The organism is Candidatus Dormiibacterota bacterium (assembly GCA_036495095.1).
In the GTDB taxonomy this organism is placed as follows: Bacteria; Chloroflexota; Dormibacteria; order Aeolococcales; family Aeolococcaceae; genus CF-96.
On the sequence record DASXNK010000083.1, the window covers coordinates 20,807 to 27,715 of the forward strand.

Annotated in this window: 8 protein-coding genes and 1 tRNA gene; 5 read left to right on the forward strand and 4 right to left on the reverse strand. The window is 71.0% G+C overall.

Features of this window, described 5'->3' with window-relative positions; genetic code table 11:
• Window positions 1-32: 32 nt before the first annotated feature.
• Complete coding sequence (locus VGL20_08790; GenBank protein ID HEY2703773.1) at window positions 33-1,259, forward strand: glycosyltransferase family 87 protein; 1,227 nt, start codon at window positions 33-35, stop codon at window positions 1,257-1,259.
• Here the strand turns inward: VGL20_08790 and VGL20_08795 are convergent.
• Entirely contained in the window at window positions 1,248-1,859 is a 612-nt protein-coding gene (locus tag VGL20_08795) for a TetR/AcrR family transcriptional regulator (protein HEY2703774.1), read from the reverse strand. The genes VGL20_08790 and VGL20_08795 overlap by 12 nt on opposite strands.
• Window positions 1,856-3,073, reverse strand: a complete 1,218-nt coding sequence (locus VGL20_08800; GenBank protein ID HEY2703775.1) for an acyl-CoA dehydrogenase family protein — start codon at window positions 3,071-3,073, stop codon at window positions 1,856-1,858. The genes VGL20_08795 and VGL20_08800 overlap by 4 nt, the downstream gene beginning before the upstream one ends.
• Window positions 3,074-3,278: 205 nt before the next feature.
• On the opposite strand from VGL20_08800, the gene VGL20_08805 reads away from it, so the two are divergent.
• Window positions 3,279-3,356, forward strand: a tRNA-Pro gene (locus VGL20_08805).
• A 208-nt stretch (window positions 3,357-3,564) separates the two neighbouring features.
• A complete protein-coding gene (locus VGL20_08810) occupies window positions 3,565-3,708 on the forward strand; it encodes a hypothetical protein (GenBank protein HEY2703776.1) in 144 nt (47 codons plus the stop codon).
• Between the two features lie 50 nt (window positions 3,709-3,758).
• Here VGL20_08810 and VGL20_08815 read toward each other — a convergent pair whose 3' ends face one another.
• Both VGL20_08815 and VGL20_08820 read right to left on the reverse strand, forming a co-directional pair.
• Window positions 3,759-4,700: an efflux RND transporter periplasmic adaptor subunit gene (locus tag VGL20_08815; protein HEY2703777.1), complete on the reverse strand. Its 942-nt coding sequence runs from the start codon at window positions 4,698-4,700 to the stop codon at window positions 3,759-3,761.
• Complete coding sequence (locus tag VGL20_08820; protein HEY2703778.1) at window positions 4,693-5,223, reverse strand: sigma-70 family RNA polymerase sigma factor; 531 nt, start codon at window positions 5,221-5,223, stop codon at window positions 4,693-4,695. Before VGL20_08820 ends, VGL20_08815 begins: the two co-directional genes overlap by 8 nt.
• Before the next feature lie 240 nt (window positions 5,224-5,463).
• Here VGL20_08820 and VGL20_08825 point away from each other — a divergent pair, with 240 nt between their 5' ends.
• Window positions 5,464-6,048 carry a sigma-70 family RNA polymerase sigma factor gene (locus VGL20_08825; GenBank protein HEY2703779.1) on the forward strand — a complete coding sequence of 195 codons (585 nt, stop codon included), beginning with the start codon at window positions 5,464-5,466 and terminating at the stop codon, window positions 6,046-6,048.
• Window positions 6,045-6,899 carry a hypothetical protein gene (locus VGL20_08830; GenBank protein HEY2703780.1) on the forward strand — a complete coding sequence of 285 codons (855 nt, stop codon included), beginning with the start codon at window positions 6,045-6,047 and terminating at the stop codon, window positions 6,897-6,899. The genes VGL20_08825 and VGL20_08830 overlap by 4 nt, the downstream gene beginning before the upstream one ends.
• Window positions 6,900-6,909 lie beyond the last annotated feature (10 nt).

Genomic DNA, 6,909 nt, shown 5'->3' on the forward strand with positions numbered 1-6,909 from the left:
CGCCGAAGCCCCCACCCTACAGTGGACCCCGCATGCTCTCCGCGCGCCTCCCGAGCCCCCTGAGCACCGGCCTCGGCCGGCTCGCCCGCCATCCGGTGCTCCGGCTGGGCGGCGGCCCGGTGCTGGCCGTGATCCTGCTGGCGCGCCTCCTCTACGCGCCGCTCCAGGCGCTCCACGGGGCCGGGTCCGACTTCGTCTCGTTCGCCACCGGCTCGCGCATCCTCGCATCGGGCTCGCGGTGCCTCTACTGCCTCTCCACCCAGGCGGACGCCCAGGCGTCGGTGCTCGGCTACCGGCCGCCCGCCTCGGCGACCGGCTTTCCCCACATCTTCGTCAACCCGCCGCTGGCCGCCTGGGTGCTGCGCCCGCTGGCCTCGCTCCCGCTGACGACCGGCCTCGCCCTCTTCCTGGTGGCGTCGCTGGCCGCCCTGCTCGCCGGCGCACGGCTGCTCGAGCGGTGGCTGCCCCGCTCGATCTCCGAGGGCCGTCGCGGCCTCCTGGTGATCGCCGCCACCGCCTCGCTGCCGGCGGCGACGACCCTGCTCCTCGGCCAGTGGGACGGGTTCCTGCTGCTCGCCGCAGCCGGAGCGCTCTGGGCGCTGGACCGCGAGCGGCCGCTCACCGCCGGGCTGCTCCTCTCCGTCCTCCTGGTGAAGCCGCAGCTCGCCTGGCTGCTGCTCCCGGTGCTGCTGGCGGCGTCGCGATGGAGGGTCGCCGCCGGCTTCGCCCTGGGCGCCGCGACCTGGGTGGGGAGCGCGCTGCTGATCGTGGGACCCCGCCAGCTGGTCGAGCTGGTCTCCCTGGTGAGGACCCGGCTGCCCGGCGATGGGCTGGTCAGCGCCGGGCTGCCAGCCCTCGCAGGAGGCATCGGCGGAAGCACGGCCGTGCTCATCGCCGCGCCGGTCCTCGCAGCGGTGTCGGTGGCGATCGCGTGGCGCTGCCGTGCGAGGCTGCGCCGCGCCACCCCGGCGCTGGCCCTGTCGCTCGGCATCTGCGCCTCGATCCTGTGCGCTCCCCACGTCTTCTCGGACGACCTGCTGCTGCTCGCGGTGCCGCTCGTGGTGCTGGCCACCACCTCGCCCCGGGCGGCGCTGGCCGGAGCCGTGGCGCTGAGCGCCGCCTTCGTCCTCGACGAGTGGGTCGCGAACCTGGGGCCGCGCTGGGCGGAGGCGGCGGTCGTGCTCGCGGTCGCGGGCTGCCTGCTGCGCATCCCGCTCGCCACCGCGGGCGCACGGCTCGACCCGGCGTCAGCGGGGTAGCAGCGCCGTCCCCACCATGTGCTCCACGGTGCGCAGCGCCGCCTCGACGTCGCCGCCGGTCTCGAGCAGGTGCACCACCGCCTCGTTGACGGCGCCGACCACCGCATATGCGAGCGTCTCCAGGTCGAGGCCCGCGAGCGGCGACCCCTCGCGTCCCGCGGCGGTCTGCGCCTGGGCCAGCACCATCGCCGCGAATCGCGCGTGCAGCGCCCGGCGTCGCTCCTCGATGGTGGCGCTGACCCCGACCGACTCGATGAGCAGCACCCGTGCGGTGGCCGAGTCGGCGACGCAGCCACGCACCGCGGTGGCCACCCCGGCGGCGACGCGGCGACGGGGGTCGGCCTCGGCCGCGACCGCCTCCACCACCGCGCTCAGCAGCCGCTCGCCCTCGCGCTCGAGCAGCGCGGCGAAGGCGTGCTCCTTGCCCGCGAAGCAGGCGTAGAACGCGCTCTTCGAGCAGTGCGCCCGGGCGACCACGTCGTCCACCGCGGTCTCGTGATAGCCCTGCTCGGCGACCAGTGAGACGATGGCGTCGAGGATGCGCTCGCGGTGGTGGGCGGCCCGTTCGGAGCCCCGCGCCGCGGCCGTCCCGGTGCTCATCGCAGCTCGCTGGCGCCGCCGCTGATGGCGCGCGCGATCACCCGCCGCTGGATCTCGCGGGTGCCCTCGAAGATGGTGTAGATCTTGGCGTCGCGGTGCCAGCGCTGCACCGGCAGGTCGCGGATGTAGCCCCAGCCGCCGAGGATGCTGATGGCCTGGTCGGTGACCCAGTTGGCGACCTCTCCCGCCTTCAGCTTGGCCATCGAGCCCTCGGCCCGTGCGAAGGGAAGGCCGGCGCGCCCCATGTATGCCGCCCGCCAGCAGAGCAGTCGCGCCGCGTCGATCTCGGTGCACATGTCGGCGAGCGTGAATGCGATGGCCTGGTTGGTGATGATCGGCCGGCCGAACTGGACCCGGTTCATCGCGTAGTCGAGGGCGTACTCGTAGGCCGCGCGGGCGATGCCCACCGCCTGTGCCCCCACGATCGGCCGTGACAGCTCGAGGGTGCGCAGCGCCGACGAGCTTCCCCGCTCCTCGAGCGTCCCGGTGCGCACCCGCTCGCGGGCCCGGGCCATCCGTCCCTCCAGCCGCTCCTCGCCGCCGAGCAGGTTGTCGGCCGGCACCCTGACGCCCTCGAGCACCACCTCGGCGGTGTGCGAGGCGCGCAGCCCAAGCTTGTGGTGCTTGTCCCCCATCGACAGTCCGGGCGTGCCCTTCTCGATGACGAAGGACGCGTGCCCGGCGTGGCCGAGGGCGGGATCGACGGTGGCCACCACCACGTGGATGTCGGCGATGCCACCGTTGGTGATGAAGCACTTCCGGCCGTCGATGACCCAATCGTCGCCGTCGCGGCGGGCGCGGGTGCGCAGGCTGCCGACGTCGCTGCCGCTGTCGGGCTCGGTGATCGCGTAGGCGCCGAGATGGACGTCGTCGACGGTCCCATAGCAGCGAGGGATCCAGCGGAGGACCTGCTCGGGGGTGCCGGTGGCGAAGATGCCGGCGCTGGCGAGATGGGAGCCGAAGATGCTCAGCCCGATCCCGGCGTCGCCCCAGAACAGCTCCTCGTTGACCGCCGCCATCAGCAGGCCGGTCTGGTCGGCGTGCATCGTCTGCAGCATGTCGACGCCGTAGAGACCGACCCTGGCGGCCTCCTGGAGGATCGGCCAGGGGGTCTCCTCCCGCTCGTCCCACTCGGCGGCGGCGGGCCGGATCACCCGGACCGCGAAGTCGTGCACCCAGTCCCGGACGACCAGCGACTCCTCGTTGAGTCCCATCGGGACGACCGCGGACGCGCCCGATGTCGACGGAGCGGGCAGGGGCGTCGAGGTGGCCATGGAGAACCCTCGGTGACCGGGACGGCAGCCGGCGGTGCGGCACTGTGCGGCAGACCAGTACGTACCATTCTGGCAGGTTGGCCCCGCGCCGTCCACCCCGCCGCCGACCGGCCGGGCCTCGACCCGATGCTAGAATGGCGCCCCTCGGGAAGTAGCTCAGCCAGGTTAGAGTGCACGGTTCGGGACCGTGAGGTCGCGAGTTCGAATCTCGCCTTCCCGACCACGCAGACATCCCTTGTAGGGCAACGGTTTATCAGGACCGGTGCACTCGGGATTCGGAGCCTCGGGGGGTCGTGGGACCCCTATCCTCCCGCGACCCCCCCCGTCGAGCCCCGGCCGCGGCATGGGGTTGACTGGACGGCCGAACGGGTGTACGGTCGCGTGCCCATGTCCGATTCGGCCCGAGCGCGGGCGGCTGAAGAGGAGACCGGATGACCGGGAGCGAGGGAGCGTTGATCCTCCCGGCAGGGGTGCCGCCCGGCCTGGCATCGCCGCGGGTGCGCGGGCCGCTCGCCCAGGCGGCCATGAGCGAGATGGACCGCCCCGCGGCGCGGCTGAGGGTCAGGTTACTGTGACGGAGACGGCGGGCAGCTACAAGGTGCTCGGCGGACGCCTCGAAGCGCGGTCAATTGCCTTGGTTAGCACTGCTTGAGGTGAACCGGACCCAAGCCCGCAGTCCCGGGACCACGCGCTCACCAGAGGTGTTCGGCGCGTCGACGGTGGCCGTGAAGCGCGATCCACTACCAGTGGTCGTGGGCTCGACCGCGACCACTTGTCCATGGAGGGCAACCCCGGGCAGCTTGTCGACGGTGATATCAGCCGGTGTCCCGGACGTGACGTCATTCGGCACGTCGATCGTCACCTGGACATGGGAGAGGTCCAGAACTGTGAGCAACACCTGTCCGGGGGAAGCGAACGCGCCAGGCTGAATGCTCACCTTTCCGATCACTCCGTCAATGGGCGTGAGGATCTCCGTCGCCCGACCCTCGGCGAGGTCGAGCTGCTGCTGGACGATCGCGGCCTGGTACTGGTAGGTGTTGATTTCCTGCCAGAGTACGGTCGCGTGGGCACTGTCCTGGTTGGCCGTTGCGGTCACGCGGGCCTTGGCGGCTTGGATCTCACTGTTGAGCAGAGCGATCTGGGCCGTCAACGACGGCCCTTGCTCCCTTAGCATCCCCGGGTCGAGCGACAGCAGCGGCTGGCCACGGCGTACGTGGTCCCCGGCACGGACGGCGACGCCAGTGACCAGATCGCGGAAGCCCACGCTGACGGGCACGGTGACTCCCGCCGCCGTGATTCCTGCCGAGCCGGCACCCGGGGCGGCCGCCGGACCCGCATGACCGCCCTGGTGGGTCCACAAGGCAACTCCGACCACTCCAGCGAATGCAACCACGACGGCCGTCCCCGTAGCGAGGCGGCCGAACCGACGTCGCCAGGCGGGCGGGGGCATTTCGGTAGCGATGTCCATGAGTCTCCTTTCCAACCCCACCGGGGCCGGCAACTTGGTCACACGGTCGAGATGCGCCCGCACGCGGTCGTTCAGAAGCTGATCGTCCTGCTCAGCCATGGGTAATCTCCCGACGCAGGGTGGCGAGGGCTCGTGCGAGATGGCTACGCACGGTGCCGGGTCGGCAGGCGATGAGCTCCGCGCACTCATCGAGCGAGTAGCCGTAGTGGTAGTGGAGCGTGATCACGGTACGTTGGTGCAGCGTCAGTCGCCGAAATGCACGGTCGATGTCCAGGTCGCTCTCGTCGATGGTTGGCAGGTAGGCTGGGTCGGCGTCATCGGTCCTTCGATCCGACCAGAGGAGCCAGCGATCCGAGCGCCGTCGGCTTCGCAAGCAGTGGTTGACGCAGATGCGTGTCAGCCAGGCACCCCTTCGATCGGGATCGGCGAGCGACTCCCAGGCTCTCCAGGCCCTCACCATCGTCTCCTGGACCGCGTCCTCCGCGTCCCCAGCATCACGGAGGATCGAGAAGGCCAGACTGAGGAGGCGAGCGCTCTCAAGCCGGACGGCTCCCTCGAACTCGTGTCGCCGTACGGATGCCTCCTCCTCAGCCGAGGTCATCGTCGTCTCCCAGATGCTCATACCCAGTAAGACTCCGTTCGGAGTCCTCTGGTTTACGCGAGCTTGGCACCGGCTCAGAATCTCGCCCAGCATCCCCATCGACTACTGACCGAGCGATCAGGGCTCCCTTGAGCGCCAGTCGACACAGGCGATCGGCTCATACCCGGGAGACCAGAGGCGCCCCGTGCCAATGCGGTGGGGCCACCCTTCGGGCAGGTCAGACCGAGCGGCACAGATCTGCTCCCCGGGCGTATACAGAGCATGCACAACACCACCGCCATCGGGGGAGCTGGCCTGAGCCACTTCGCCGAGACTCACCCAGGTGAAAGCCGAGGCATCAGGGCCGAGGACCTCGCTGCCGCCTATCTACCCCGGGTGCACCGCTTCGCGGTCATGGTATGCCCCCAGGGCGTGGACCCGGAGGATCTCGCGCAGCAGGCGATGCTCAGGGCGATCGAACGCGTCGCGCAGTTCGACCCGAGTCGCGGGACCCTGGACGCCTGGCTGTGGCGCATCGTCGTCAATCTTGGGCGCGACGCCGGGCGCATCGCGCGGCGGACGGAGTTCATGGTCGAGCGTCTGGTGATGCACGACCGGGGGGCGTTGAGGGGTGACTCGCCCGAGACGCTGGCCTTGGACCAGATGAGGGACCGGGACCTGATCGAGGCGGTTCGTCGCCTTCCCCGACGCCATCGCAGCCTCATCGCCCTCCGCTACGGGGCGGGCCTGAGCGCGGCAGAGATCGCGGAGTGTATGGGCACGACGCGGATGGCCGCTGCCAAGGCGCTGCGGCGGGCGCTCGATCGCCTGCGGGCGGACCTGACCGACTTGGAGGTGACGGAATGACCAGCGTGACGGAGATCGAGCGAGCGCTCGACAGCGACCCTCTGGCCGTGCGGCTCTCGGAGGCTGAGGTCCCTTCCGTGTCGGCGGAACTCTGGGCAGCGGTGCTCTCCGGGGCCCGCCCGGCGCCCAAGCGGCGACACCGCCGGAGACTCATCGCCGGCCTCGGGGGTGGCGCGGTGGCACTGTCCCTTCTGGTGGTGACGCCGGCCGGCGCGTCCATCGCTCGGGCCGTGCTTCCACACGGGCTGCAGCAGCGACTGGGGCTCGTCGTCGGGGCGCCTGCGGAGCTCACGCCGCCCGGTGGGCGCACGGTCGCTGGGTCGCATGCTTCCGGGTCAGCGCTGCCGTGCTCTCAGGTCCCACACAATCCGCCCACACTGTCGGCGGGCTCGCGCGGCGGGACGGCACATGTCAGTCAGCAGTTCGAGTGCTATCCGGACCTCGGCCTGACGGCGGCACAGGGTCAGGTCAGCTTCACAATTCCCACCCCGACGTCGCTGCCGAGCGGCGTGACCTTCCGGGGGGCGCTGGTTGCGTCCGCTCACTCCGTCTTCCTGACCTACCGTGACGCGAGCAGTAGGAAGACTCTGGGCCTCTGGGTCACCAAGGGAGCACCGGTGGGCGGCTCGGCCGTTCCCTCGGCGCAGCGCGTCCAGGTCGACGGAGGCCCCGCGTTCTACGTTCACGGGTCGTATGACGATTCCGGACCCGGGACCACCGCGCGGTGGAACCCGGCGGCGGACGCCGAGGAGCTGACGTGGCAGCACGACGGGATGACGTATGACTTGACCGCGACGGGCTTGCATTTCTCGAGCACGGACCTGATCCGGATCGCGGAGTCGGTGCGGTAAGGCCGCCGAC